This window comes from Bartonella refiksaydamii, assembly GCF_902652675.1.
GTDB classification, from domain to species: Bacteria; Pseudomonadota; Alphaproteobacteria; order Rhizobiales; family Rhizobiaceae; genus Bartonella; species Bartonella refiksaydamii.
Window position 1 is genome coordinate 20,197 of record NZ_LR736300.1, and the last position, 25,299, is coordinate 45,495.

The 25,299-nt window shown below is 41.1% G+C and carries 25 protein-coding genes and 1 pseudogene; 17 read left to right on the forward strand and 9 right to left on the reverse strand.

What is annotated here, in order from left to right:
- Nucleotides 1-228: 228 nt before the first annotated feature.
- The 3 genes from GQO39_RS05015 to GQO39_RS05025 all read left to right on the forward strand — a co-directional run bounded on the left by GQO39_RS05015 (nt 229) and on the right by GQO39_RS05025 (nt 3,638).
- Nucleotides 229-1,425 (forward strand): phosphoglycerate kinase, encoded by a 1,197-nt coding sequence (locus GQO39_RS05015; protein ID WP_156851211.1) that lies wholly within the window; start codon nt 229-231, stop codon nt 1,423-1,425.
- Nucleotides 1,426-1,531: 106 nt separating this feature from the next.
- Nucleotides 1,532-2,575 carry a class I fructose-bisphosphate aldolase gene (locus GQO39_RS05020; RefSeq protein ID WP_156851190.1) on the forward strand — a complete coding sequence of 348 codons (1,044 nt, stop codon included), beginning with the start codon at nt 1,532-1,534 and terminating at the stop codon, nt 2,573-2,575.
- Nucleotides 2,576-3,350: 775 nt separating this feature from the next.
- Nucleotides 3,351-3,638 carry a hypothetical protein gene (locus GQO39_RS05025; RefSeq protein ID WP_156851191.1) on the forward strand — a complete coding sequence of 96 codons (288 nt, stop codon included), beginning with the start codon at nt 3,351-3,353 and terminating at the stop codon, nt 3,636-3,638.
- 539 nt (nt 3,639-4,177) lie between these two features.
- Here the strand turns inward: GQO39_RS05025 and rpmE are convergent.
- The gene (gene rpmE, locus GQO39_RS05030) at nt 4,178-4,399 is read right to left on the reverse strand and encodes a 50S ribosomal protein L31 (RefSeq protein ID WP_004856429.1); all 222 of its coding nucleotides are present in this window, start codon (nt 4,397-4,399) and stop codon (nt 4,178-4,180) included.
- A 186-nt stretch (nt 4,400-4,585) separates the two neighbouring features.
- Between rpmE and GQO39_RS05035 the strand changes: the two genes are divergently transcribed.
- Nucleotides 4,586-6,376 carry an ABC transporter transmembrane domain-containing protein gene (locus GQO39_RS05035; RefSeq protein ID WP_156851192.1) on the forward strand — a complete coding sequence of 597 codons (1,791 nt, stop codon included), beginning with the start codon at nt 4,586-4,588 and terminating at the stop codon, nt 6,374-6,376.
- A 46-nt stretch (nt 6,377-6,422) separates the two neighbouring features.
- Here the strand turns inward: GQO39_RS05035 and GQO39_RS05040 are convergent, their stop codons facing one another.
- The 7 genes from GQO39_RS05040 to GQO39_RS05070 all read right to left on the reverse strand — a co-directional run bounded on the left by GQO39_RS05040 (nt 6,423) and on the right by GQO39_RS05070 (nt 12,584).
- The gene (locus GQO39_RS05040; RefSeq protein WP_156851193.1) at nt 6,423-7,214 is read right to left on the reverse strand and encodes an inositol monophosphatase family protein; all 792 of its coding nucleotides are present in this window, start codon (nt 7,212-7,214) and stop codon (nt 6,423-6,425) included.
- Nucleotides 7,215-7,225: 11 nt separating this feature from the next.
- Nucleotides 7,226-7,795, reverse strand: coding sequence for an elongation factor P (efp, locus tag GQO39_RS05045; protein ID WP_156851194.1), 570 nt, complete (start codon nt 7,793-7,795; stop codon nt 7,226-7,228).
- Between the two features lie 374 nt (nt 7,796-8,169).
- A complete protein-coding gene (locus GQO39_RS05050) occupies nt 8,170-9,213 on the reverse strand; it encodes a tetratricopeptide repeat protein (RefSeq protein ID WP_198039417.1) in 1,044 nt (347 codons plus the stop codon).
- Between the two features lie 425 nt (nt 9,214-9,638).
- Nucleotides 9,639-10,064 carry a conjugal transfer lipoprotein TrbH gene (locus tag GQO39_RS05055; RefSeq protein WP_156851196.1) on the reverse strand — a complete coding sequence of 142 codons (426 nt, stop codon included), beginning with the start codon at nt 10,062-10,064 and terminating at the stop codon, nt 9,639-9,641.
- 189 nt (nt 10,065-10,253) lie between these two features.
- A complete protein-coding gene (locus tag GQO39_RS05060) occupies nt 10,254-10,649 on the reverse strand; it encodes a helix-turn-helix domain-containing protein (RefSeq protein ID WP_156851197.1) in 396 nt (131 codons plus the stop codon).
- Nucleotides 10,650-10,830: 181 nt separating this feature from the next.
- On the reverse strand, nt 10,831-11,571 hold the full coding sequence (locus GQO39_RS05065; RefSeq protein ID WP_156851198.1) for a TIR domain-containing protein: 741 nt from the start codon (nt 11,569-11,571) through the stop codon (nt 10,831-10,833).
- 329 nt (nt 11,572-11,900) lie between these two features.
- Nucleotides 11,901-12,584, reverse strand: coding sequence for a thiamine phosphate synthase (locus tag GQO39_RS05070; protein WP_156851199.1), 684 nt, complete (start codon nt 12,582-12,584; stop codon nt 11,901-11,903).
- Nucleotides 12,585-12,682: 98 nt separating this feature from the next.
- Between GQO39_RS05070 and GQO39_RS05075 the strand changes: the two genes are divergently transcribed.
- The 10 genes from GQO39_RS05075 (at nt 12,683) to tolB (ending at nt 21,810) form a co-directional block, all read left to right on the forward strand.
- Nucleotides 12,683-13,825, forward strand: coding sequence for an OpgC family protein (locus GQO39_RS05075; protein ID WP_156851200.1), 1,143 nt, complete (start codon nt 12,683-12,685; stop codon nt 13,823-13,825).
- 171 nt (nt 13,826-13,996) lie between these two features.
- Nucleotides 13,997-14,515 (forward strand): DUF1465 family protein, encoded by a 519-nt coding sequence (locus tag GQO39_RS05080; protein ID WP_156851201.1) that lies wholly within the window; start codon nt 13,997-13,999, stop codon nt 14,513-14,515.
- 314 nt (nt 14,516-14,829) lie between these two features.
- Nucleotides 14,830-15,339: a crossover junction endodeoxyribonuclease RuvC gene (gene ruvC / locus GQO39_RS05085; protein WP_007552866.1), complete on the forward strand. Its 510-nt coding sequence runs from the start codon at nt 14,830-14,832 to the stop codon at nt 15,337-15,339.
- 13 nt (nt 15,340-15,352) lie between these two features.
- Nucleotides 15,353-15,970, forward strand: a complete 618-nt coding sequence (gene ruvA, locus GQO39_RS05090) for a Holliday junction branch migration protein RuvA (RefSeq protein ID WP_156851202.1) — start codon at nt 15,353-15,355, stop codon at nt 15,968-15,970.
- A 12-nt stretch (nt 15,971-15,982) separates the two neighbouring features.
- A complete protein-coding gene (gene ruvB / locus GQO39_RS05095; protein ID WP_007552863.1) occupies nt 15,983-17,068 on the forward strand; it encodes a Holliday junction branch migration DNA helicase RuvB in 1,086 nt (361 codons plus the stop codon).
- Nucleotides 17,069-17,350: 282 nt separating this feature from the next.
- Entirely contained in the window at nt 17,351-17,791 is a 441-nt protein-coding gene (ybgC, locus tag GQO39_RS05100) for a tol-pal system-associated acyl-CoA thioesterase (RefSeq protein WP_156851203.1), read from the forward strand.
- Between the two features lie 144 nt (nt 17,792-17,935).
- The gene (tolQ, locus tag GQO39_RS05105) at nt 17,936-18,649 is read left to right on the forward strand and encodes a protein TolQ (protein ID WP_156851204.1); all 714 of its coding nucleotides are present in this window, start codon (nt 17,936-17,938) and stop codon (nt 18,647-18,649) included.
- A gap of 12 nt (nt 18,650-18,661) precedes the next feature.
- Complete coding sequence (tolR, locus tag GQO39_RS05110; protein ID WP_156851205.1) at nt 18,662-19,114, forward strand: protein TolR; 453 nt, start codon at nt 18,662-18,664, stop codon at nt 19,112-19,114.
- 77 nt (nt 19,115-19,191) lie between these two features.
- Nucleotides 19,192-20,433: a cell envelope integrity protein TolA gene (tolA, locus tag GQO39_RS05115; RefSeq protein WP_156851206.1), complete on the forward strand. Its 1,242-nt coding sequence runs from the start codon at nt 19,192-19,194 to the stop codon at nt 20,431-20,433.
- 54 nt (nt 20,434-20,487) lie between these two features.
- Nucleotides 20,488-21,810, forward strand: a complete 1,323-nt coding sequence (tolB, locus tag GQO39_RS05120; RefSeq protein ID WP_439647148.1) for a Tol-Pal system beta propeller repeat protein TolB — start codon at nt 20,488-20,490, stop codon at nt 21,808-21,810.
- Nucleotides 21,811-22,194: 384 nt separating this feature from the next.
- Here the strand turns inward: tolB and GQO39_RS05125 are convergent, their stop codons facing one another.
- Nucleotides 22,195-22,941: a YebC/PmpR family DNA-binding transcriptional regulator gene (locus GQO39_RS05125; protein WP_156851208.1), complete on the reverse strand. Its 747-nt coding sequence runs from the start codon at nt 22,939-22,941 to the stop codon at nt 22,195-22,197.
- A 379-nt stretch (nt 22,942-23,320) separates the two neighbouring features.
- On the opposite strand from GQO39_RS05125, the gene GQO39_RS05130 reads away from it, so the two are divergent.
- The 3 genes and pseudogenes from GQO39_RS05130 to GQO39_RS05140 form a co-directional block, all read left to right on the forward strand.
- A complete protein-coding gene (locus GQO39_RS05130; RefSeq protein ID WP_156851209.1) occupies nt 23,321-24,010 on the forward strand; it encodes a DUF1013 domain-containing protein in 690 nt (229 codons plus the stop codon).
- Nucleotides 24,011-24,199: 189 nt separating this feature from the next.
- The gene (gene pal, locus GQO39_RS05135; protein WP_156851210.1) at nt 24,200-24,718 is read left to right on the forward strand and encodes a peptidoglycan-associated lipoprotein Pal; all 519 of its coding nucleotides are present in this window, start codon (nt 24,200-24,202) and stop codon (nt 24,716-24,718) included.
- Between the two features lie 58 nt (nt 24,719-24,776).
- Nucleotides 24,777-25,299 (forward strand): annotated as a pseudogene (locus tag GQO39_RS05140) (tol-pal system protein); the annotation flags it as partial.

Sequence of the window (25,299 nt, forward strand, 5' to 3'; positions counted from 1 at the left end):
GAAAAGATATTTTCTAAGTTACGTGCTGTGTTTTGTTTCGGTATAGTAATGCGTGGTGTTTAAAACTGCATGCAGGGGGCAGAATTTGAAACAGTGCGCTTTTGAACGAGACAAAGTTTGAGAAAACACAAACACGGGTTTCTTTGCGTAAAAGCAAAGGGGCGATTGTGTGCGGAGAGTTAAGCAGATGCGTTTTTGTTTGAAACAACAGAAAGTGAAGAGGGAGCAATGATGGGTTTTCGTACACTTGATGATGTTGATGTCGCTGGGAAACGTGTTCTTGTGCGGGTGGATTTTAATGTTCCAATGGCGCAAGGCGAAGTATGCGATGAAACGCGTCTCAAACGACATAAAGAGACCCTTATTGAGCTTCAAAAGCGTGGAGCTAAGCTTATTCTTCTTTCCCATTGTGGTCGCCCCAAAAGACAGGTGGAGCCAGAATTTTCACTATACCCCGTTGTGCAAGCGTTGGAAAAAATAATCAATCAGCCGGTGGCTTTTGCATCAGATTGTATCGGAGAAGCCGCGCGGATGGCGGTTGATGCGTTGCAAAACGGTGGTGTTTTACTGCTTGAAAATGTTCGTTTCCATTTAGGTGAAGAAAAGAACGATTGTTCTTTCGCTGAGGCTTTAGCGCATAATGGGGATATCTATGTCAATGATGCTTTTTCAGTTTCTCATCGTGCTCATGCTTCAGTGGAGGGGATAACACATTTGTTGCCTTCCTACGCGGGACGTTCTTTGCAGGCTGAATTGCAGGCGCTAGAAAAAGGGCTTGGTAGCCCAGCGCGTCCAGTGGTTGCTATTGTGGGTGGGGCTAAGGTTTCTAGTAAGCTTTTTGTGCTTAATCATTTGTTAGAAAAGGTTGATCATTTGGTGATTGGTGGTGGTATGGCCAATAGTTTTTTAGCGGCGCAAGGCATTCATGTTGGAAAGTCACTATGTGAACATGCACTTATGGAAACGGTAAAAAAAGTTATTCAAAAAGCGCAAGAATGCCAATGTGAGCTTCTACTCCCTGTGGATGTGATTGTTGGATTTCGCTTTGAAAAGGATGCACCGCATCGGCTTTATGACATTAAAGATATTCCTGAGGACGGCATGATTCTGGATATTGGTACCCGCTCCATTGCGCATGTTAAAGGTGTGCTTGATAAAGCAGCCACTCTTGTGTGGAATGGGCCTCTTGGTGTTTTTGAGAAACCTCCCTTTGATCAAGGAACAATTGCGATTGCACGCCATGCTGCAGGACGCAGCCAAAAGGGGAAATTGGTTTCAATTGCTGGAGGGGGAGATACAGTTTTTGCGCTTAATCATGCTGGTGTTGCCAATGATTTTACTTATCTTTCGACAGCAGGCGGTGCTTTTTTGGAATGGATGGAAGGTAAGGTGCTGCCCGGTATTCTCGCGCTCATGCAGGCTTAAAGGGTTTTAGGCTTAAAGAAAAGCTATATGATCACGGAGTTGTGTGGGGCGTGATGGTGGTGTTGCGTACTTTTAGAAATTGAGACAAAACAAAGAGGAATTTTTTATGAATGAACGTCTTGAGGATATAGCACTTGCTCTGGTTTGTGCGGGTAAAGGTATTTTGGCGGCAGATGAAAGTACTACTACGATTGGAAAGCGTTTTGAAACTATTGGTGTTGAATGTAGCGAAGATAATCGCCGCGCTTATCGTGAAATGCTTTTTAGCGCAAAGGAAGCCATGGAAAGTGCCATTTCTGGTGTCATCTTATTTGATGAAACCATTCGTCAAAAAGCATCATCTGGGAAAATGTTGATAGATCTTATTCGTGATGCGGGTGCTTTACTAGGGATTAAAGTCGATACTGGCGCTAAACCATTGGCGGCTTTTCCTCAAGAAACAATTACAGAAGGATTAGACGGGCTTCGGGAGCGTTTAAAAGATTATTATGTTTTGGGAGCACGTTTTGCTAAATGGCGGGCGGTGATTGCGATTGATGCACACACTCTCCCAACAAGAGGGGCAATCAACCAAAATGCGCAAGCTCTCGCACGCTATGCTGCTTTGTGTCAGGAGTTAGGGATTGTGCCGATTGTTGAACCAGAAGTGCTTATGGATGGACCATCGTGTGGGCATTCAATTGCGCGCTGTTTTGAGGTGACACAAGCTGTTTTGACCGCGGTGTTTAAAGAATTGTCTGAGGCGCGTGTTCTTTTAGAGGGTATGATTTTAAAACCCAATATGGTGATTGATGGAAAAGGTGCACGCAATGCTTCTGTGGAAGAAGTGGCTGAAAAGACAGTTCAGGTGCTTAAACGGACTGTTCCTACTGCTGTTCCAGGGATTGCTTTTCTTTCTGGGGGACAATCTGATGAAGAAGCAACTGCCCATTTATCGGCAATGAATGTTTTGGGGAATGCTCTGGGTGCATTGCCTTGGAAATTGACCTTTTCTTATGGGCGGGCGTTGCAAGCGGCGGCTTTGAAGGCATGGGGTGGCAGACATGAAAATATTGCTGTTGCACAAAAGGCTTTTTTTCATCGCGCACAGATGAACCACCTTGCGGCTTTGGGGCAATGGACAAAAGACCGTGAGAAATCTTGTGCTTGAAGAATAAGTTCTCTGTTTGAATGTGGGGAGATTTTGCATGTTTCTGCGTGATTTAAGAAGCCCTCATCATGATAAAATGGTGGGGCGCGCTTTTTAGGATTGAAAGCTTTCTCAGAGAATTTTTCCTCGTGTATTTCTTTAAGTATTTGTGGAGGACGTCGAGAGGTGAGAGCGGGGAAGGGGAGATAATGCTCGTAAATTTGTGAATGAACAGCATTATGGTGTGTTGTTGTTCATGAGGCCGGTACTTACTTTTTGAGTGAAAATCATAAAGCTTGATACTGTCTTGAAGAGTTTGATAGCGCAATATTTTTTGTTTTTTGACACTATTTTGTTATCCGTAAAATCCATTTGATTGCAGTCGAGAAGGTGGATGAGCGGGGAGATTGGAAAGTTATAATTTCAGGGCAGATAAGACATGCGGTTTGTCAACCTTTTGTGCGTAAGGATAGCCTAATCTTCAAGGTAGATGATTTTTTGTATTTTAGATGAACGGATTGAGGAGTTCTTGCTAAAGAAAATAGGTTTGCACTAGATAAAGCACTTGTTTTTTAGTTAAAATAAATAAATTTTTCTTGTATTTTGTGATGATATAATTACGAGCACATGATTTTATAGCATCTTGGCTTAAAAATGAGGGGGATTTGTGGACAGCATATCTTCCAAGAAGATAACCACCAAAAGAAAAAATCGATATGCAGAAGAGAGTACTTCTGCAATTATGATGCGAAATTCGTGCCATATGGTGTGTGGAGTATTCGCTGGAATATTTGGAGTGTTTATTTTCATAATTTTTCTTATTCTGCTCAACATGCGGGGACCGGTTCATGCCGTGTTAAGTTTCTTTACGGGAGCGAGTGCATTAGCGTGCTTTTTCTTTTTTTTCGGATACCTCTTAGAACGGCGCGAAGCAATAGCAGATGAAGCCGCTATATCGTCCGCATTACTCTTAACAATTGGTGAAGGCGTTTTTTCTCTTTGCTGCTTGTCTGCTATGTGGGGTTACGACGCTCTCTTATTCCGTTTAGCTCCTCCTAGGTATGTTCTTATTCTCCCTGAATAAAGAGAGTTTATAGCGTTTGCACATAACTTAATCAAAATGAAGAGGCTATTCGATTCTCAAACTCTTATGCTTACTCATCAAAATCATGACATTAGACCAGCGTTTATTGAGATGGCTAACAAATCTTGCTTCTTAAGGTCAAGGAAACATTTACATGCCGAGGTTATCAAAACGATTTCTGAATAAAGATACGCATCTACCATGATCTCCTCATGTTTGAGATTCACCTTATCTACGCTGGATGGGTTTTGGGATCAATGTCAGATTAAGGGCGTTTTCTCTTTTTATTTATCCTTCATCGTACGTAAAAAAACCCCGCTTTGAAGCGGGGTACCTCATTGGCAGTTTTGACTAACGTGTTTTCTACAAAACCTTAATTATGAGAGCTCTCAAATCGCACCCTTCTTACAGCTGAAGGCAGTTTCATTGTTTGCAATATACAAACGACTTTACTGGGCACAAATAATTCCACTGAGCACACTCAACTTTATTAGAACTTTACTGGTCGTTTTTTGCTCTTCACAACCAGAAATAGGCTTTTACATGCCGAGGTTACCAAAACGATTTTTGAATTTAGAAACACGACCACCACGGTCTACAAGTGTTTGAGACCCTCCTGTCCACGCTGGATGGGTTCTTGGATCAATGTCTAGATTAAGGGTGTCCCCCTCTTTTCCCCAAGTTGAGCGAGTCGTATATTGGGTGCCATCCGTCATAACAACGGTAATCCTATGATAGTTGGGATGAATATTCGCTTTCATGCGGCAAACCTTCTGTTTTATACAACGAAATGACACGTGTTTTTTTTGAGTGCGCTTGCTTCGTCTTTTTGGTAAGTTGATTAAATTATTCTTTCTATAACTGAGCACGCATTAAAAAACAAGTGTTCAAGGTGTGTTGTTGTATAAAGAGTTATAAACAACCTTTATTCAAGTGAGCGAAAGCCTATGAATTTCTTCAATCATTCAGAAAAATCTGTAAAGTCTTCTCTAAAAAAACCTTCATTATCTTCTCTTGCAACTTTTGGCCCTTATCTTGTACGCTATCGCTGGTTGTTTGTCTTTGCCTTTCTTGCTTTGTCTGTTGCTGCTCTTGTTACTTTGGCTTTGCCTATTGCTATTCGTCAAATGTTTGATCATGGTTTTTCTGCTTCAAGCCACGACCATATCAATTTTACTTTCTGTGTTTTGTTTGTCTTAGCTTTGCTTCTCGCACTTGCTTCTGCTTGCCGTTATTATTGTGTTATCACCTTGGGAGAACGAATTGTTGCCGATTTACGGCGTGATGTTTTTGTGCATATAATGAAACTTTCTCCTGCTTTTTTTGACCATTCCCATTCTGGTGAACTTGTTTCGCGGTTGTTAACAGATACTACGCAAATAAAATTGGCTGTTGGTTCAACTGCCTCTACAGCTTTGCGTCATCTGATTGTGGTGATTGGAGCAGTTGTGATGATGGTGATCACAAATGCCAAATTGTCTTCGCTTGTTTTGCTTGCTATCCCCTTTGTTGCTATTCCGTTAGTTATCTTTGGGCGCAAGGTTCGTGTACGTACACGTGCGGCACAAGATCGTCTTGCAGATGCAAATGCTTTGGCAACCGAACAGGTAAGCGCTATTCGTACTGTGCAAGCCTTTACCGCTGAAAAACTTGTTTCTACACGCTTTTCACAATTGATAGAGCGTGCTTTTCAAACAGCACGTGCTTCTGTCATTTTGCGTTCCTTTTTTACGGGTTTTGCAATTTTTATGGTTTTTAGCAGTGTGGTTGCTGTTTTATGGATTGGGTCTCGAGATGTTCTGAATGGCACTATGACTGGTGGGACACTAGGTCAATTTGTCCTCTACGCAGTGTTTGGGGCTTCTACTTTTGCGCAATTATCGGAATTGGGAGCAGAATTAATACAAGCAGCAGGCGCGGCTGAACGACTTGCTGAATTGTTGCAAGAAAAACCTACAATTTTAGCTCCTCAAAATCCCTTACCGTTGGCACAACCTGTCCGAGGTGCACTTGTTTTTGATCAGGTTAATTTTACTTATCCTTCCAGACCACAAGAGAAGATTTTGCGTTCTCTTTCTTTTTCTGTCAAAGAAGGTGAGACGGTTGCTTTTGTTGGTGCTTCTGGTGCAGGAAAAAGCACCATTTTTTCTTTGATCCTTCGTTTTTATGATCCTACAAGTGGTCAAATTCGCTTTGATGGCGTGGAGATTAATCGTCTTTCTTTGCAAGATTTACGCAGTGCAATCTCTTATGTTCCACAAGATGTCGCTATCTTTGATGGGACGTTACGCGATAATATTATTTTCGGGACAGAAAAGTGTAATGAAGAGCAAATTGTTGCTGCGGCAAAAACAGCCAATGCTCTTGAATTTATTGAATCTTTACCAAACGGTTTTGATACGCAAGTGGGAGAACGCGGTACTATGCTTTCTGGTGGACAAAAACAACGTATTGGTATTGCACGCGCGATTTTAAGAAATGCTCCCCTGTTGCTGCTTGATGAAGCAACATCAGCCTTAGATGCAAATAGTGAAAAATTGGTGCAAGAAGCCTTAGAAGGGTTGATGCAAAATAGAACAACACTGGTGATTGCTCACCGTTTGGCAACGATTTTAAAAGCAGATCGCATTCTCGTGATGGATAAAGGTGCTCTGGTCGAAGAAGGAACACATGCCGAACTCGTCTCACAAAACGGGGTTTATGCGTATCTAGCCAAATTGCAATTTTCACCTGAATGAATGATTGTCATAAAGATTAGTACCTTTTCTCGAACGTCTTTTTTTCTCAAATGCCTTTTTTGAGAGTTTTTTCTAGTTTGAGGCGAATAAGTTCATTACTAGCAATGATATTTTTTTTGCGAAATATATCGTTGCCACCTTCCTTATCCGTGACAAAACCACCGGCTTCGCGAACCATCAGTATTCCAGCGGCTATATCCCAAATTTGCAGATTGTCTTCCCAAAATCCATCTGTTCTTCCTGCGGCGACATAAGCCAAATCAAGGGCAGCAGCGCCAAAACGGCGGAGTCCAGCAACTTCAGCCATGACATTGCGCAGTTCAATAAGATATGCACCGTGATTTGGACGACCAAAATGCGGCATGCCCGTTGCAATGACACAATCTTCTAATCGGCGTCGTGCAGAAACGCGACAGCGCCGGTCATTAAAAAAAGCACCGCCACCACGTTCAGCGGTAAACAACTCATCATTCACGGGATTATAAATTACTCCAGCAACGATTTTTCCTTGACTTTCTAAAGCAATGGAAACCGCAAAAAAAGGAATGCCATGGAGAAAATTTGTTGTACCATCCAAAGGATCTATAATAAAACGATGCTGTGAATCTTCCCCAATAATTTCTTCAGATTCTTCCATCAGAAAGCCAAATTTTGGCCGCGCTTTGCTTAAGTCATTAAAAATAATTTTTTCAGCCTTACGATCTGCTTGGCTTACATAATCTGCTGGCCCTTTCAAAGACACTTGCAAATTTTGCACTTCACCATAATCACGCACTAATGAGCGTCCAGCTTTCATTGCAGCTTGCACCATGACATTCATGATTGCAGAATGGGCCATTTTTTATTCCTTTATTTATCATTTGCACGACGCACATAAATCAACTCGTTGGTGTCGACAATGACACGTTCACCGGCATTAATAAAAGGTGGTACAAGAATGCGAATACCATTTTCAAGAATGGCAGGTTTATAAGAAGATGTAACTGTTTGCCCTTTGATGGCAGGATCTGCTTCAACAATTGTTACAGTGACCTGATCGGGAAGTGATATGCCAATAGGCTTTTCTTGATAAAGTTCAACAGTTACTGTCATCCCGTCTTGCAAGAAAGCAGCGCGTTCACCGACAAAATCTTTTTGTAATTCAAGTTGTTCATAAGATTCTGAATCCATAAAGATTAGAGCGTCACCTTGTTGATAGAGAAATGTAAAGTCTTTTTGTTCAAGGCGTACGCGTTCAACAGTTTCGGCAGAACGAAATCGTTCATTGAGTTTTGTACCATCGATTAAATTTTTCATTTCAACTTGGTTAAATGCACCACCTTTTCCTGGTTTTACAGCATTGCATTTCACAGCTACCCATAAGCCTCCTTGATGCTCAATTACATTTCCAGGACGAATTTCATTGCCATTAATTTTCATCGTTTTATATCCAATTTCATTTTTACAAAAAGAGAGCTCTTTTTGCCCTTACGGCTATTCGCTCTTCGTTGTTCTTGCGGTAGGCTCTCTCGTGGTCTTTGTGGAGGGTTCTTTCGTTGTCCTTACAGTGGGCTTTCCATCATGTTGGCAGAGAGAAAAGCTTAGATAAGTTCTCCCAAAAAAGAGCCTTTTCTTACTTTTTAATTCTTTGCAAGACCATAAAAAGCGTTCAGACGCAAGCCTTTTAAGAATTTGCACAAAGATTTTTATGAGATTTGGGGGGGATTTTTATGAGATTTGGGGGGGATTTTTATGAGATTTGGAGGGGATTTTATTTCTTGGCAGTAAACGATATCATTTCTTTGAAGTGTGTATTAAAAAATAGGAAGGAGCTTTATTGCCTCTTTGCGGGCTTTTTCCAATTGTGTATCGTCCATACCTTCAAGCATCATTTCAAGGTCTGGTGCTTGAAGGTTGGCGTGCTTTGCAAGCATATACCATGCCGCTGCCATGATCGTATCGCCTTTTGTGCCTATTCCATCGCGATAGAGCCTTGCTAGAGAAACCTGTGCCGGTGGGACCATATTGATGGCATTGCTCAGAAGTAAATGAAAAGCACGTTGAAAATCGGTTTCTCCACCACGACCTTGCACAAGCCATTGTGCTAAAAGGATTTGTGCTGTAGAATGGTTATTTTGCGCAGCTGCTTCCATTAGTCTGCGGGCGTTACGATCATCCCTTGGACGTGTTAAAGTTCCTGAGGCAAGGATTTTTGACGCAGCAAAAGCGGCTTCAGAATCTCCACGGGCAGCGCCTTTTAAGAACCATTTTAATGCTTGTTCTATCGCCTCATTTTCACGGCTTTGTGAAGAAACACCCGCAAGAACTTGTTTTTCACGCGAGGCTTTATAAAGAAGCAATTGTCCATAATAAAAATAGGCTTCTTTTACCTTAGCATCTACGGCTTTTCGGATAAACTCTTCACCAAGTTCTTGATTTTTAGAAATAAAATGGCCATCAAATAACAGAAGACCGTAGCGCAGTTGCGCTTGTGGTTCACCTTGTTTTGCTGCTCGTCCAAACCACAAAGCAGCGCGCGCACCATCACGAGGAACAGCGCATCCTTCCATATAAATCCGAGCAACCAGAGTCTGTGCGATGGGATCATTTTGTTCTGCTCGTCTGAGTGCTTCACGAAAGGCTTTTAAATAATAGCCTTGGGTGTAATAGTCATAAGCTTGATCATATTCTCCAGCTTTTAACGGTTGGAAAGGTTCTTGAGTGTTTGTGGTGCCTTGAATTGTATTGAAAGAACGTTCAAAATTTGAGAGCTCCTGAACATTGGCAGCAGATTTTGCAACAGCACTAGCGAAGTCAATCATTATTAAGGTGAAGAGCGCTATGCTTTTTTTAATCATGCCTTGCTTTATCATGAATGCTCCTTCCCCCTCCACGAGAAGAAGTTTTCACATTTTTTTTGCATCATTTCAAGAAGGGTCAAGGGATTATCATGTGAAAAAATACTTTATTCAATGGTAATACATGCATATGCGGTTTGTACCACTTCATCAAAGGTTGCAAAATCGCTTCTTACTTGATCAAGTGTGTTGGGTAGTCTCCGTCGGCTTATTATGCCAATTGGATGATGCAGTGGATGCGTATAGGGTTATGTTTAAATCCTGAAGTTATAGCTCACCATACCTTGTATCGTTACAAGATATGGTGAGCTGTTCATTCTGGTTTAAAACAAGGATTTCTCTTGAGGTGAAAATCTCTTTTCTTTAGCAAGAGCTTTTAGGTCTTTACGTCTCAAATATGGAAAATGTCCACATTAAATAGGGGGTTATCTCTTCTTAGAAATTTCATCTCTTCTATAAATATGTATAGAATAACATGGTTCTCCAGCCCACTCATACTGAAAAACAGAAACTACACGCCCACCATCCTTTGGTGTTAGTGTGTAAAACAAATTTACACCCATGTTTCGCTGCTTTTTGGGTTGATCTGTATAGATCACATTATACCCCTTGTGTCGTAACAGAGTGACAAATAGAGGAGTAAAGTTGTCTTCAGTGTTATTTTTCCCTATAATAAGTGTTGTGGTGGCGGGTGGTAAACGTTTTTCTATCGTGTGAATATAATCATGAGCGATGAATTTTGCATAATCCTTCGTAAGACCTGGACCAACATAACTTGATGAGAGATCACCATTCACAGATGCACAACCAGCTGCCAACACAAGCGGTGGTAGCAATAAATATTTTAACATCTTAATTCCCCCCTATTTATTGTTAGGCCCTCTTGGGCAGCTCTTACAGCAAAATAAGAGCACTTTTGCTCATGACCATACTAACAACGTATCGGTGCACAATCAAGCGGTATTTTTTCATTCGTTTTTTAAAAACTACTATCATCTCTAAGAGCACTTAAAGCTTATACTTAACATACGAAATATATATTAAAAGTTCTCATTCTGATCAGAGAGCAACTGTAAAATTGCTCTTTGTTTTACCGATGTTAAAACTCTAAATCTTTTTAAAAGCAGATATTCCTCTCTGCTCGATATTATCTCATCATGGTGGTATGGGGTCTCTTGTAAGATATCTGCGTAGAAAAAGGTAAGTGGAACGCTTAGGATATCGGAAATATCCTTCAGGAGTCCCGCGCTCACACGATTTAAGCCTGTTTCATATTTTTGGATTTGTTGGTAGCTTACACTTAAAGCATGCGCTAATTGTTTTTGAGACATTTTCAACATTTTTCGCCTAAAACGAATTCTCTTGCCTACAAAAATGTCGTTGAGAATTTTGGTTTGCACTTTAGAGCCCCCCGTCGGTTGCGAGCGCCCTCGCATGAGTATTCTGGGAGTCTAAAACTAAACCTAAATCAGCATTTTGCTTTTAGTGCTTATAGCATTTGGACATAGCAAAATCTCCCAGAATTCCGAGGATACTCATAGTATGGGCTTATTTATAATGGATTAATCTTCGTGTTCAAACTTTAGGGGGCTGTTTTCTCTTAGGCGTTGTTCAAGTTTAATTTAATGCACGAGAAATTGCTGCTGGATCTAAAGTGAATCCAGATTCTATTAATCGATCGACAAGTTTTGGAACTGTTTTTTTTACGTGGTCCTTGAAAGGAAGGTATATAATTCCATGAACATCTGAAGGGATTTCAACGTCTTGCTTTATCAGAATAGCAACATTTTTTCGAGAAAGCGCGGATATTAACATGCCCATTTCGAGAATAACATTTTGTCGCGCACGAGGTGCTGCTGTCGTACCAGCAGTTCTGGAATAGCCCATGTCGTCGGGAGTAAGCAGTACAATACCAAATTTTATAGAACGGGTTGGCTTACAGATTTCTTTTTCCAAAGCTTCAATGATGGTTAGACCATTACCGCTCGTATCTTGTAAGATGTATGGTTTGAGCCCAAGTTCGTAAAGAACTAGTTTAAGGTCCTTTAGAGCAGCAGAATCATGACCGTGTACGATAAAGATTTCTGGAGAAAGGGGTTTTGAGACATGGGAAGCAGTCTTTGATTTTTCTTCTATATGCTTAGCCAAGGCTTTTTCTAGCTTTTCCTGTATGATTTTTCTACTGAAAATGCTGATTATTCCTGTACCTTCATGCCAAATAATAACGCCTCCCTCAGAGATTTCGATCTGATGCAGTAAATTATGGGACACATGTTGTGTGAATTTAGGTTCTATGATTTCATATCCAGCTTTGCGAACTATGTTTTTAAGGCCTTCAATCGTTCCTCTGTATTCCATTTTTTGTTTTCCCCTTTTTTCGTATTTGTACCGTTAGTTATCAATAAAAATGATGGGTTATTTTTATAAAGATTTGAATTAAAAGAGTTTTATAATTTTCATTTTCTTATAACATGCACAAAAAGAAACGGTAGCTCTCCATTTAATTGATAGAAATGTGGGGAAATTTGACTGAATTATAGAAAATTTGATTGAGTGATGAAGCAATCTGATTGAATTACGGGTCACCGAAACGCATTTTTATCCCCTTTATCTGTAATTGTGGGTGATACATGGATAATATGGGTATGTGTGGTTTTTTATCGGTGCTTGTATGAATGTTTTCCGCATTACAAGGGGGTGGTTTCACATTTTTCTTTTATTCTTTCGAGTATCATCAAAGGATTATTGTTCCCGAAAATGACTTCTTCGACAGCAATGAATTCACAGGCGGTTTTTAAAACTTCATCAAAAGTTGTAAAATCGCTGCCTGCTTGAAGAATAGCAGGGATTTCCATAATCTCTGCCCACCACCCTGCTAGTTGGACATTGCGGGGGTGAGGCTGTGGCTTTTTATCAGCACCGAGTTTTCCAAAAAACAGGTAATCGACGCCGGCTTCTCCAGCAATCATGGCGCTATGGCGATTGCGTAAATTTCCAAAACCTATGATTTTTTGTTCCCTTTTCTGATTGTCGAGGCTTTCGAGAGCGTTAAGGTCACCCTCTATATGCACGCCATCAGCTTTTATTCGTCCCGCAATTCGGCTGTCTCCAGTAATGAGAAGGGCGGTATCATTTTGTTGAATATCTTGTGCGTAAAGTTGTGCTTGTTTTTGTAAAAAAGCTGCATCACCCTGAGAGTCATAAAGAATAACGCATGCAAAAGACTTTTTTTGTGAGGTTTGGGGTTGTGGGGTTTGGATTTGCAAGATTTGATGCAAAAAGCTAGGTTCTAAAGTCCGTCGAACATCCAATGTTAAAACCAATTGAGGAAAAGGATGGGGATCAATCGATTTATTTTTTTCTTTTGTCATACAAAGTCCTTAGATTTTTAAAAATAAACTTGACTTTTAAAAATAAAATTACATTCTAAAGCGCGCTTTGCTCATTTATTGCTTATGGGGGTTCACTTATGGGATACCAAGGTGCTCTTAATCATAATACACATCCTTCTCATCGTGATACGCGCATTGATGTTTTTCGTTCTTTAGCCTTATTGACGATTTTCATCAACCATATTCCTGGAACTCTTTATGAGTCTTTAACACATAGAAACTTCGGTTTTTCTGATGCCGCAGAAGTTTTTGTTTTGCTTTCAGGAATTTCTCTTGGGTTAAGTTTTCATGCACGGTTACATCAGGAGCCCTTTACTTTCATTGTTCGCAAGCTTTGGCAGAGAGCTCTTCAGCTTTATGGGGCATATCTTTTTACTACTTTTGTAACTCTCAGCCTTTTTTTCGCAGGCTTTTTATTGTGGCGTTCAGAGAAACTTTTATCAATGAATAATGTGGGGCTCTTTCTTACACAGCCTTTTGTTGCGTTTTTTAGCACCTTAAGCTTTGGGCACCAATTAGGGTATAATAATATTCTTCCGCTTTATATTGTTCTGATGCTTTTTGCACCCTTTGCGCTTTATTTAAGTTGTAAACGGGAAGGGCTTTTGCTTTTGGGCTCGTTTATACTGTATTTGGTTTGCGGATTTTATAAAATTGCTCCCCCTTCTTATCCTTTAGAGGGAAAGTGGTTTTTGAACCCTTTGTCTTGGCAATTCTTGTTTGTCGTAGGGCTGGTTAGCACTTTATCTCTTAAACAGGGGAAAACTATCGCCTTTCAACCTTTTTGGATTGTTCTTTCTGCGGGCTATCTTTTGCTGTCGCTGTTATGGGTGCGCCTCAACTGGTGGGGTGTTTTAGGATGGCTTGGCTGGTCTTCCCCATTGATTAATTTTAATAAAACTTTTTTAAGCTTGCCACGTCTGCTCCATATTGTTGCGTTATCGGGGCTCATCCTTTGCTTGCCTCGTTTGCGTAACTTGTTTTGTGTTTCGCCACAACACCCCTTAGCAATTTTAGGAAAACACAGTTTACCCGTCTTTGTAACGGGAACTGTTTTTGCTATGTTTGGACAAGTTTTAAAAACAGTGATGACAGGAACGTTTTTTTTCGATACCTTACTTATAATAAGCGGTATTGCTCTGCAATTCGGGGTCGCATATTATTGTGAAAAACGTCGATCTCTTCGCTGGTTTTCTTCACGGAAACCTATCAGTTTGTAATGCTACTCTACGTCTATGGCGCGTTAACCTTAGCTTAAGAAGTACATTGCGCAAGAGTTTAAAAAGAGGTACTCATTATAAAAAGACATTCACCGCAGCAGGAAAAGAAACTTTTTAACTCTCTAATCGTTGAGTGTCATAATTTTTGTGCTGATGTTGGAGTATGAAAGTGTGAGTGCACATAAACTTCCCCATGATGAACCCATTATCATGATTGAGCATAATGCCTTTGGTAATGCTTTCAATCGCCTCTATGAAGAGACAATGACACTCATTGAAGAAACCGCAACTTATATTGACACAGAGGGGAAATTAGCGGCACGTTCCCTTTCAGCAGAAATTTCTGCAATGTATGCTAAAGAAGCGATGTATTTAAGCACACGGCTTATGCAAATTGCCTCACAACTCCTTCTTTTACGTGCAGAGCGCGAAGGGGAAATGACACCAGAGCAAATACAAAAAGAGATTGCAAAAGTATCGCTTCATACACCGACGCTGAAACTAGAAAGCCCTCATTGGCAAGAGTTACCAGAAATTTTCCGACAATTTGTTGCTCGTTCACTGCGTCTTGAAGCACGTATGCAATATATGCGTGCTGGTAGAGAAAGCGGATCTTCTGATGTTTTGGAAGAGGGCAATCCGGTGGGCAAGCAAATCGAATTGATTAAGACAGCATTTGGACGTTCTTAGAAAATGTTGTACCTCGCTTCTTCTTCATTTTGGTGGGCATGCCTCTTCTTTCAAAATAAATTTTGATCAATATTCTTTTTTATTGTTCTGTATTCTTTGCTCTTTGCTGTTTAGCTTGTTCAAGGGTGGAAAAATGTATAGACTTGAAACTTATGGCAAGAGGGTTAATATTGAAGTGTGGTAAAATCCATTTCATCTAGTCTAGAAGTGCGCATGGAGTTTATGCGCGCTGTTAAAGAAGATCTGTTTTTCCTTTGCTGTCTTGGCTATTAGTCTCTGTTCAAGGGGGGGAAAAGTGTATAGGCTTGCGATTTATGGCAGAGACGATTCGTATTATAGGCATTGATCCCGGATTACGTCGTACAGGATGGGGTGTTATTGATCTCTCCGGTAATCGCTTTCAATTTATTGCAGCAGGAACGCTTTGTTCTGATGTACGGTGTGACCTTGCTTCCAGATTATGCCAACTTCATAAAGGACTTTCAGATGTTTTGCATAAATTTATGCCCCATGAAGCAGCTGTGGAACATGTCTTTGTCAATAAAGACGCTACGGCAACTTTAAAGCTTGGTCAAGCGCGTGCTATTGCGCTTCTTGCTCCAGCACAAGCAAATTTGCCCGTTTTTGAATATGCTCCAAATAAGGTAAAAAAATCGGTTATTGGTGTTGGACATGGTGCTAAAGAACAAATTCATATGATGGTAAAAATTCTCCTTCCCCGTGCGGAATTTGACAGCAGTGATGCGGCTGATGCGCTTGCTCTTGCTCTTTGTCACAGTATGCACCGTAGTAGCATTTCTCACCGTTCGAGGATTATGGCATGATTGGGATTATAGCATGATTGGTAAATTAAAAGGTATTCTTGAGCATATCTTTGATGATCATATCCTTGTGAATGTTCAAGGTGTTGGCTATATCGTTTTTGTATCAAATCGGTTGCGTCCTTCTTTGCCCGCTCTTGGTGAGGGTATAAGCCTCTTTATTGAAACGCATGTTCGTGAAGATGCTATCAGACTTTTTGGTTTTGCTACAAGAGCTGAACAGGAGTGGTTTTGTCTTTTGCAAAATGTTCCAGGTGTGGGCGCGAAGGTTGCTTTGGCAATTTTGGGTACTTTATCGCCTGATGAGTTGGCGCAAGCGATTGCCTTAAATGATATTGCAATGATTAGTCGTGCGCCGGGCGTTGGTAAAAAAGTCAGTGAAAGAATTGTTGGAGAACTGAAAAGTAAAGCACCGTCCTTTAACGAACATGCAGTCCATTCCGCTCCGCTTCCTCATTTGGAAGTTACCAATCAACCAACAAATGATGCTCTTTCCGCCCTCATTAAGCTTGGTTTTGAACGTGACCAAGCAGCCCGTGCTCTTGCTTTAGCGATGAAGGCTCTTGAAGGGGAAACCGTTTCCTCTGCACTGCTTATTCGCCATAGCCTCAAATTACTTTCTCCTCCCAATTAGTATGGGGTAATAATGCATAAAGATGAAGATCAACGCCTACTCGGTAGTGTTCCCCTTCCCAATGATCCAGATCGTTCTTTAAGACCACAAGTACTCGACGACTTTATTGGTCAAGAAGCCGCACGGGCAAATTTAAAGATATTTATTGAAGCGGCAAAAGCACGCAAAGAAGCACTCGACCATGTTTTGTTTGTAGGACCTCCTGGTTTGGGCAAAACAACACTTTCACAGATTATGGCAAAAGAATTAGGGGTTAATTTTCGTTCTACCTCAGGTCCTGTCATTGCTAAAGCAGGGGATTTGGCGGCTCTTTTAACAAATCTAGAAGAACGCGATGTTCTTTTTATTGATGAAATTCACCGTTTAAGTCCGGCAATTGAAGAAATTCTTTATCCAGCTATGGAAGATTATCAGCTGGACCTTATCATTGGTGAAGGGCCCGCAGCACGTTCGGTTAAAATTGACCTTGCTAAATTCACCTTGGTGGCAGCAACCACGCGTTTGGGGCTGTTGACTACACCATTGCGGGATCGTTTTGGTATTCCAATCCGTCTCAATTTTTATACTATAGAGGAATTGGAATATATTGTTCAGCGTAATGCACGCCTATTTTCAGTGCAGATTAGTGATGATGGTGCCCATGAAATTGCACGCCGTGCGCGCGGTACTCCACGGATTGCAGGGCGGCTTTTACGGCGGGTTTGTGATTTTGCTCTGGTCAAACGGGCGGAAAAGATTGACCGAAAAGTTGCGGATGAAGCGCTTTCGCGCCTTGAAGTTGATCACCTTGGTCTTGATCCTCTTGACCATCGCTATTTGCGGTTGATTGCGGAAACTTTTTTAGGTGGTCCGGTGGGAATTGAAACCATTTCTGCTGCTCTCTCAGAACCGCGTGATGCTATTGAAGATATTGTTGAACCCTATCTTCTCCAACAAGGTTTTATTCAACGAACCGCTCGTGGACGAATTCTTACAGAAAAAGCTTGGAGCCATTTAGGTCTTTGTCCTCCAGTGTCTCAGGTTTCAACACAAAGGAGCGTTCAACCGCTTGATCGGGAGGATTTACAAACAACTTTATGGGATGAAGCAGATGAGTGAGACATCTCCTTTGGGAGATATATCTTTGTAAAATACTTCCTTGTGAAATATCCCCTTGCAAGAGCAACTATACAAAAGCTTTGCCTGTATGAACCAAATTTGTGTACAGTAAATAAATCGTTCGCGGGCACATTTTTACAAAAAAGTCCATTTTTACAGTCAGAGCTTCAAGCGATTGAGAACTTTATAATCCAGTTTCCACGATTTCAACACAAAAATGCGTTCAATTGCTTGACATTTAAGAGTATTCGCCAATACAAACGGTTTTACGGAACACAGCAGATGACTGAGATATCCTCTTTAACGGGCAATCATACAAACGCTTTTCATGCTTTTCAAGTGCGGGTTTATGTTGCTGATACAGATTTTTCTGGTGTGGTGTATCATGCGCGCTATCTGGAATTTTTTGAACGGGGACGTTCAGAATTTTTACGGGATACAGGTTTTAATAACAAGATGTTAGCCTCAGGTGTGGAGGGGGAAAAGCTATTTTTTGTTGTACGTCATATGGAAATTAAATTTTCACGATCAGCACAAATCGATAATCTTTTAACCATAAAAACACGCATCAATCATATTCAAGGGGCGCGTTTTTTCATGGAACAATACATTTTGCGCGAAAATGAGATGTTGGTAACAGCAAAAGTTGAAATTGCTCTTATTAATGAGACAGGAAAACCACGCCGTTTACCAAAAAGTCTTTTTTCGACGGTTCTTGTTTAAAACTATACTCTGTTTTAAAGTGGTATTGTGTTGGCTCTTTGACTGATGAAAGAGTAAAGTTTTTTTCTTAAATTTAGAAACTATAAAACAATCTGCTTTATTCAATTTTAACAAATGTACCTTTCATTTGGAGGGATAAAAATCATGCCGTATGTAGAATTAGCGAATCCAGAAGTGATTGGAATATTGCGTTTATTTATGCAAGCGGGTTTCATCGTTAAGGCTGTTATGATTGGATTGCTTTTGGCTTCCGTATGGAGTTGGGCAATTATTTTTGATAAAATTTTGACCTATCGGAGAATACGACGTGAAATAAAAAAGTTTGAACGCACATTTTGGTCAGGGAAAGCTCTAGAAGATCTTTATGCAGAATGTAAAATTCAGCGCACCAATAGTATATCGGCAGTTTTTATGGCAGCAATGGTGGAATGGAAAAAATCTCTCGAAAAAGGCATTCATACGTCGATAAGCCTACAGAGTAGGATTGATAAAGCTATGGATCTCACTTTGGGGCGCGAAAGTGCAAAAATAGAATCAAAATTAAGCTTTCTTGCAACACTGGGGTCGGCTGGTCCTTTTATCGGCCTTTTTGGAACGGTTATTGGTATTATGAGTTCGTTTCTTTCTATTTCAGCCTCTCAAAATACTTCGCTTGCAATTGTTGCTCCAGGCATCGCAGAAGCACTTTTGGCTACCGCTATCGGTTTGTTTGCAGCAATCCCTGCTGTTATTGCCTATAATAAATTGGTTCATGAAAGTGCTCGGATAATCGCACAAATAGAAAACTTCGCCGATGAATTTTCAACAATTATATCACGTCGTATCGATGAGACACTTACATCTCATTCATCATTATAAGAGGAGGACCCCATGGGCGTTTTTGTTGCTTCTTCTTCTCGAAAAAATACACGCAGGCGGCACCATTCACATAGCCAACTGATGAGTGAGATCAATGTTACACCTTTTGTTGACGTTATGCTGGTGTTGTTGATTATTTTTATGGTCTCTGCTCCACTTTTGGTCAATGGTGTTCCGCTTGATTTGCCTCGTAGTCAAGCGGGTCCTGTGCGAACGCAGCATACTCCACTCACGGTTTCACTTGATGCGCAAGGGCGCTTAGCCATTAATCAAGATTATTACGATACACCTGAAGCTCTGATTGCACACCTCAAAGCTCAATTAGAAACTAATCCTGCGCAAAAAGACCAACGTATTTTTGTGCGTGCGGCTAAAACTGTTGAATATCAACAAGTGTTACGACTGCTTGCTGATATTCAAAAGGCGGGCTTTTCACAAGTTGCTTTAGCCAGTTTGGCTCAATAAGATTTATCATAAATTATCGCATGCTGTCTGTAAAAACAGTGCAGAGCGATTAAAGATAAAAAACGCAAGGCATGAATATGAATAAAGACTCCTATCATAGTATGAAACGAGGCTTGGTTTTATCCCTTGTCGTACATGTGATTTTTCTCGGTTGGGGGGCTGTTCATCTCATCAATCCCATCTCTTTACCACAACAATTGGAAGCTGTTCCGGTTACTCTTGCTCCTCTGTCTCAAGAGTTTTCTTCTCAACAAGGGGCATTGAATGCTCCTGTGCGTGAAATTCCAGCAGTGAAACCCACAACCAAACCACAAGAAAAAGAAGATGCGCATCATTTTGGGGAAGGGCAGATCGATAGTCTTGCACCTTTTAAACCAGACGAAAAACCGCAGATCGTTGAGACAACATCTCCGCCATCAGGAGAAGAGAGCGCTTTAGAAAAAACTTCACCAGAACTTATACAACAAGAAATATCAGAAGTGAAAACAGAGGTTGTTTCGAAGGTTGTTCCCGAAGTGCCTATGGAGAGCCCTCAAGAGGATGCTTCAAAGGTTGTTCCCGAAGTGCCTATGGAGAGCCCTCAAGAGGATGTTTCGAAGGTTGTTCCTGAAGTGCCTATGGAGAGCCTTCAAGAGGATGTTTCGAAGGTTGTTCCTGAAGTGCCTTTAGAGCCACACAAAAATGAAGAGATAATATTGTCGCAAAAATTGGTTCCAACGATAGAAAAAGTGCCTGTAGAGTCAGCACCAGCATACCAACAAATGCCCCAAATTGCACTACCAGATAAATTTCCTTTCCCACAGTTTAAACCAAAATCTGCTCCACAAAACGTGCAAGCTGAGAAAAAGAAAAATCACCAAAGGGTTGACAAATCCATTGAAGATATTTTGGCAATGGAAGAAAACAATCTGCTCAATCGTGCACGTAGCCAAGGAGGGGGGGCAAAACACTCCAGTAAACCAGAAGCTTTGGGGGCAAGAAAAAATCTTGATGACACCACAAAAATGGCACAAACTTTGGTTAACATCGCAGGGGGGTGTATTCAACAGAAGCTTAAACTTGTGGCTCTTGGTGGTGATTTAAAAAACCGTCCGGTGGTGCGTTTGCGATTTTATCTAAACCGTGAAGGAATGGTTATAGGAGATCCAATTGTTGAGCCTTTAAGTGGTGCTGAGAGTCAGCAGGCTATTATGATCAGGCAGGTGTATGCGGCTGTTTTTTCATGCCAACCTTATACAGATCTTCCACGCGATCAATATGATTTGTGGGGACAGGGGTTCGATTTTAATGTTGATCCCCTTCAAGAAATAACACGATGAGATATAGATATATTTTTTCGCTCAATGCGTTCAATGCAAAGGATAGATTCCATGATGACTAAGACGAGACATAATTTTTTTTCTTGGTTTATTATCACTTGCGGTTTGTGGCTTTCAGGTTTTTCGTCTGCTTATGCGCAGCTGAAAGGTACTATTTCTAGTGCTGACTTTAATCCCATTCCCATTGCAATTACGGATTTTGTTTCTAATGATTCGATTGGATTAAAAATAGCAGCTGTGATTACAGCCGATCTTGAACGGTCAGGTCTTTTTTTACCGCTTGATAAGGAATCTTTTTCTGAAAAGATTTTAAATCCTAACAAGCAACCGCGTTTTTCTAGTTGGAAACAAATAAAAGCGCAAGGTTTGGTTGCTGGGCAAGTTTTACGAGAAACTGATGGACGATTGAGGGTTGATTTTCGTTTGTGGGATGTGTTTGGACAGCGACAACTCAAAGGACGGCGTTTTTATACAGTTACGGAACGTTGGAGACGTGTTGCACATATGATTGCAGATGAGATCTATAGTGAGATGACAGGGGAAAGTGGTTATTTTGATACACGGATTGTTTTTATAGATGAAACAGGGCCTCAAGATGCACGTATCAAACGTTTAGCAATTATGGATCAAGATGGGGCAAATTTGATCTATATGTCTGATGGCAGTGAGTTGGTTCTAACTCCTCGCTTTTCACCCAAACGACAAGAAATTACCTATATGGCTTACGAGCACAAGCAAGTGCCTCATGTTTATCTTCAACAAATTGAAATGGGGCAAAGGGAGTTGATAGGAACTTTTAACAATATGACAATTGCACCGCGTTTTTCTTCCGATGGACAAAAAGTGATTATGAGTTTGTTACAAAATGATGGAAGTGCAAACCTTTACACCATGGATTTACGCACCCGCACAATGACTAGGCTTACAACAACTTCAGCCATTGATACATCCGCTTCTTATTCGCCTGATGGAACACAAATCGTCTTTTCATCAGACCGCAGCGGAAAACCACAAATCTATACGATGAATGCGGATGGTAGCAATGTCCAACGTATTTCTTCAAACGAAGGAAGCTATTCTACACCTATTTGGTCTCCACGTGGTGATTATATCGCCTTTACGAAACAATCGGAGAGACAATTTTCTATCGGTGTTATGCGCCCTGATGGACAAGGAGAGAGAATTTTAACTACGGGTTTTCATAATGAAGGGCCAACTTGGGCGCCCAATGGTCGCGTGTTGATGTTCTTTCGCAAAGATCCAGGCATCGGTCCAAAAATTTATACAATTGATATTACTGGACGCAATGAACGCCAGTTGCCTACACTCAATGATGCCTCTGATCCAGCATGGTCGCCCTTACTCACTCTACAATAAAATGCGTTGCTGGATAAAAAAACGTGCGAAAGTCCATGAAATCTGTGCAACGACAATGATTTCTGTGGATTAAGAGCAGTGGTTTACTCAATTTACATTCGATTTTTCTGAATGTGTTTTAAAATTTCACACCGCATCTTTTGTGGTCTGTGGGTGGTGAGATTTCTTTGCGGAATCATATCTTTGCGACAAGAACTCTTTGAAAAAAAATGACAGAGATCTTTTGTGCTTTTTATTGAAAATATTTTAGAGCCTTTATGAGATGCCCCGCTCTTGAAGCGGGGCTTTGTATCTATTGTGGTAAAATGAGAGGTGATTACGTTGTTGTATCGAGAGTAAGCTTTCATGGGAAACAAAGCGCACAGAGGAATGATTGCGTGGAGATTAACCAGAGAGTTTCGCCAAAATTTCATCACTGACATCAAAGTTGGCATAAACATTTTGCACGTCATCATCTTCTTCTAATGTTGAAATAAGCCGTAAAACGGATAAAGCTTTTTCTTCATCTACTGGTGCAAGGGTAATAGCTTTCCAAACGGTTTTGATGGATTGAGCTTCGCCAAGTTTTGCTTCGAGCATTTTAGAAACTTCACCAATATCTTCAAATGCACAAGTAATGTGGTGCCCAGTTTCTTCTGATTGCACATCTTCAGCACCGGCTTCGATTGCTGCGTCCATAATGCTGTCTGCTGTTCCTGCTTCTGGTTTATAGATGATTTCACCAATCCTATTAAACATGAAGCTCACGGAACCTGTTTCTCCTAATGCCCCACCTGATTTTGTGAAGGCAGCTCGCACGTTTGAAGCGGTGCGGTTGCGGTTATCTGTTAAAGCTTCGACAATGACTGCAACACCACCTGGACCATATCCTTCATAGCGCACTTCATCGTAATGTTCTACATCGTTGCCTGAAGCTTTCTTAATTGCGCGTTCAATGTTGTCTTTCGGCATCGATTGTGCCTTCGCATTTTGGACAGCAAGCCTTAAGCGCGGATTCATGGCCGGATCAGGGGCGCCCTGTTTGGCTGCAACTGTAATTTCGCGCGCAAGCTTAGAAAATACTTTCGAGCGCATTGCGTCTTGACGCCCTTTACGGTGCATAATATTTTTAAATTGTGAATGACCTGCCATAGTTTTTCTTCCAGTTTTGTGGCTTTTTTTCTCGTTGGATTGCTTTAAGCTTAAGACGGTGAAACGCGCATCCCACCAGAATAAATGCGCCACAGTATTAAGGTGAAGTGATCAAATAAATCCTTTATAAGAAAATTCGTCTTAAAGGTAAAGATCTCTGTAGAGTATCATTACAAGACATCTGTCTTGTCGTTTATCAAAAATCAGGTTATAACAGAATATGATTTCATGGCAAAAGTGGTTTATTCTATGCCGCGCTTTGTTTAAGAGTGGGTGAAAGAAACCTGATATATAAGAATAAAAACTCCACTGCTTTTAAAGTGGGCAATAAACGGCCTCGATAACGCAATAAAGAGGCGAATAAAAGGATGTTATAGAGATGGCGACGCAACTTTTGATGCCCAAAGCGACAGCTGTTTGGCTGGTTGATAACACTGCTCTTTCTTTTGATCAGATTGCAGAATTTTGTAAATTGCATGTTTTGGAAGTGAAAGCTATCGCTGATGGCGATGCTGCTCATGGTATTAAAGGACTAGACCCAATTAGTTCTGGACAGTTGACGCGTAGTGAAATTGCACGGGTAGAGGCTGATCAAACTGCGCGCTTAAGAATTTCTGAGTCTAAGGTACGTATCCCTGAAAAAAAACGTAAAGGGGCGCGCTATATCCCTCTTTCTCGACGCCAAGATCGTCCAAATGGTATCTTATGGTTGGTGATAAATCATCCTGAGTTAAAAGATGCGCAGATTTCACGATTGATAGGGACAACAAAAGCAACTATTGAACAAATTCGCCTTAGAACCCACTGGAATAGTGCTAATTTGGTTCCGCTCGATCCCGTAGGATTGGGGTTGTGTTCACAAATTGATTTGGATTTCGAACTCCAGCGTGCTGCAAAAAATCGTCCTGTTTCTGCAGAGGGAGATCAGTCTTTGCTTCCAGCATCCGTGACGGAAAATGTTGACCTCAATGAAGGACAAGGTGAAGATGATCTTAACAAGAGTTTTGATGCCGATAAAGTTTTTGCTAAACTCAATGCGTTGCAGAAAAGCCGTGAGGATGGTGCATAAACAGATGGTAAGTGTAGACGCGATTTTACATTTGTACTGAAAGGCTGTGGATGAAAAGCTCGGCGAAGATTTAAAAAGATGATAGATAAAAAATGAGATTTTTTTCATTAGGAATTAAGGACTACTCTTGAAGCGCTATTGAAAGAATGTATTTTCAATTTTTATGTTTACAATAAGGAGAATCGGTTTATGCGCTTTACTAGAAATATTATCTTTCATCCTTTAGCGTTGGTCTTTTTTTTCTCAGTATCTTTGGTTGGTTGTGACAAAAAAAATTCCGCACTTAGGGGTATGAATGGTGCTTCTTTGAATAATGCAGGTTTTAATCAGATGTCCTCAGGCTTTGGGCAGGAATTTACTGTTAACGTTGGGGATCGTGTTTTCTTTAGTCTCGATTCTTCTTCAATTGAACCTGACGCTGAAAGCGTTTTAATGCGTCAAGCGGAATGGTTGCTTCGTTATCCTTACTATTCTATTATGATTGAAGGTCATGCGGATGAACGTGGTACGCGGGAGTATAATTTGGCACTTGGACAGCGCCGTGCTGTTGCTGTGCGCAACTATTTGGTTTCTCTTGGAGTGTCTGCGCAACGCATTCAAACAATCTCCTATGGAAAAGAAAGGCCTGTGGCAGTGTGTGATGATATTTCCTGTTGGAACCAAAATCGACGCGCTGTTACAACGCTTAATAACATGAACCGTAATTAAAAAAACAAATTTTTATTTAAACTATTGGATTGATGCTTGAGGGGAGAAAATTATGTGGATGTCTCTTAAACAAAATTGGAAAACCGTTTTTTGTATGGCAATTGTCATAGCTTGTGCTGCTTCATTTGTTCAAAGTGCAGCGCGAAACGCTTCTCAATATTCTACATATGATTCAGCTTCTGATGCTGCGGATAAAGCTGGTGATACTGTAAATAAGGCTGGTGCTGATGCTGCGGATAAGGCTGTTGATGCGGTGAATAAGGCTGGTGCTGGTGCTGTGGATAAAGCTGTTGATGCGGTGAATAAGGCTGGTGCTGATGCTGCGGATAAGGCTGTTGATGCGGTGAATAAGGCTGGTGCTGATGCTGCGGATAAGGCTGTTGATGCGGTGAATAAGGCTGGTGCTGATGCTGCGGATAAGGCTGTTGATGCTGTGGATAAGGCTGTTGATGCGGTGAACAAGGCTGGTGCTGCGGATAAGGCTGTTGATGCGGTGAATGAGGTTGGTGCTGATGCTGTGGATAAAGCTGTTGATGCGGTGAACAAGGCTGGTGCTGCGGATAAGGCTGTTGATGCGGTGA